Source organism: Lacinutrix undariae, from assembly GCF_052934785.1.
On the sequence record NZ_CM128809.1, the window covers coordinates 25,001 to 27,500 of the forward strand.

The 2,500-nt window shown below is 45.8% G+C and carries 1 tRNA gene and 1 rRNA gene (both cut by a window edge); both read right to left on the reverse strand.

Going from position 1 to position 2,500, the window contains the following annotated elements:
* Positions 1–2,261: ribosomal RNA gene (locus ACU4C5_RS00135) — 23S ribosomal RNA — on the reverse strand (it extends 572 nt beyond the left edge of the window).
* A 169-nt stretch (positions 2,262–2,430) separates the two neighbouring features.
* Positions 2,431–2,500 (reverse strand) — tRNA-Ala (locus ACU4C5_RS00140); it runs 4 nt beyond the window's last position.

Consider the following 2,500-nt stretch of genomic DNA (forward strand, 5'->3'; position numbering starts at 1 on the left):
GGTTACCAAGCGTGCTGAGGGAACCTTTAGAAGCCTCCGTTACTCTTTTGGAGGCGACCACCCCAGTCAAACTACCCACCAAGCACTGTCCCTTCATTGAAGGTTAGACTCTAGATAAGCAAAGGGTGGTATTTCAACAATGACTCCACAACGCCTAGCGACGCCACTTCATAGTCTCCCACCTATCCTACACATTACTTATCCAAAACCAATACTAAGCTATAGTAAAGGTGCACGGGGTCTTTTCGTCCCACAGCGGGTAATCGGCATCTTCACCGATACTACAATTTCACCGAGCTCATGGTTGAGACAGTGTCCAGATCGTTACACCATTCGTGCAGGTCGGAACTTACCCGACAAGGAATTTCGCTACCTTAGGACCGTTATAGTTACGGCCGCCGTTTACTGGGGCTTCATTTCAGATCTTCGAAGTAAACTTCTAAACCCTCCACTTAACCTTCCAGCACCGGGCAGGTGTCAGGCCCTATACATCATCTTTCGATTTAGCAGAGCCCTGTGTTTTTGATAAACAGTCGCCTGGACCTTTTCACTGCGGCCCACATTACTGTGGGCGACCCTTCTCCCGAAGTTACGGGTCAATTTTGCCTAGTTCCTTAACCATGAATCTCTCGAGCACCTTAGAATTCTCATCCCAACTACCTGTGTCGGTTTAGGGTACGGGCTGCTTCTCTCGCTTTTCTTGGAAGTCGATTTGCTAGATTATCACCTTGACCGTAGTCTCAGTGTACTATCGCGGTGTTACCACTCGCTTCAACGTACTATTCCGTCAGTACGCACTAACTTTTCGCCTCCGTCACTTTTAATGAGAGCAGGTACAGAAATATTAATCTGTTGTCCATCCACTTCCCCTTTCGGGTTCGCGTTAGGTCCCGACTAACCCTCAGCTGATTAGCATAGCTGAGGAAACCTTAGTCTTTCGGTGTGCGGGTTTCTCGCCCGCATTATCGTTACTTATGCCTACATTTTCTTTTGTAGCTTCTCCAGCATCCCTCACAGAACACCTTCGACGACACTACAATGCTCCCCTACCACTTATAATAAATTATAAATCCATAGCTTCGGTAATATGTTTATGCCCGATTATTATCCATGCCGAACCGCTCGACTAGTGAGCTGTTACGCACTCTTTAAATGAATGGCTGCTTCCAAGCCAACATCCTAGCTGTCTAAGCAGTTCAACCTCGTTTATTCAACTTAACATATATTTGGGGACCTTAGCTGATGGTCTGGGTTCTTTCCCTCTCGGACATGGACCTTAGCACCCATGCCCTCACTGCTGATTAACATTTTATAGCATTCGGAGTTTGTCAGGAATTGGTAGGCGGTGAAGCCCCCGCATCCAATCAGTAGCTCTACCTCTATAAAACTATAAATCAACGCTGCACCTAAATGCATTTCGGGGAGTACGAGCTATTTCCGAGTTTGATTGGCCTTTCACCCCTACCCACAGGTCATCCGAAGACTTTTCAACGTCAACCGGTTCGGGCCTCCACTGTGTGTTACCACAGCTTCACCCTGCCCATGGGTAGATCACACGGTTTCGCGTCTACCACTACTAACTAAAGCGCCCTATTCAGACTCGCTTTCGCTACGGATCCGTGACTTAATCACTTAACCTTGCTAGCAACGGTAACTCGTAGGCTCATTATGCAAAAGGCACGCCGTCACCCCAAAGGGCTCCGACCGCTTGTAAGCGTATGGTTTCAGGATCTTTTTCACTCCCTTATTCAGGGTTCTTTTCACCTTTCCCTCACGGTACTAGTTCACTATCGGTCTCTCAGGAGTATTTAGCCTTAACGGATGGTCCCGCCAAATTCATACAGGATTACACGTGTCCCGCACTACTCAGGATACCACTATATCCACAATCTTTACTTATACCGGGCTATCACCGTCTACGGCTTGTCTTTCCAAACAATTCTAATTCATCATGCTTCTAATATCGTGGTCCTACAACCCCAATATTGCCGTAACAATATTGGTTTGGGCTAATCCGCGTTCGCTCGCCACTACTTACGGAATCACTTTTGTTTTCTTCTCCTCCGGGTACTTAGATGTTTCAGTTCTCCGGGTTTGCTTGCCTTACGGCATGATATATCTTCAATATACCGGGTTGCCCCATTCGGATATCTACGGATCAATTTGTATGTGCCAATCCCCGTAGCTTTTCGCAGCTTATCACGTCCTTCATCGCCTCTGAGAGCCAAGGCATTCCCCATACGCCCTTATTTAGCTTATTGTACTTTTGTCTTTTAATGAGTTTGTAATTAATTATTGAGCTCGTAAACTCTAATTAACTACGAATTATTATTTTTAACTTCATAATTACTTACGTAATCATAAAGGTTTATTTTTATGTATCTTTTTTCAATATGTCAATGAACTTCTTTCTGTAATAATACAGAATCGTGGAGAATATCGGAGTCGAACCGATGACCTCCTGCGTGCAAGGCAGGCGCTCTAGCCAGCTGAGCTAATC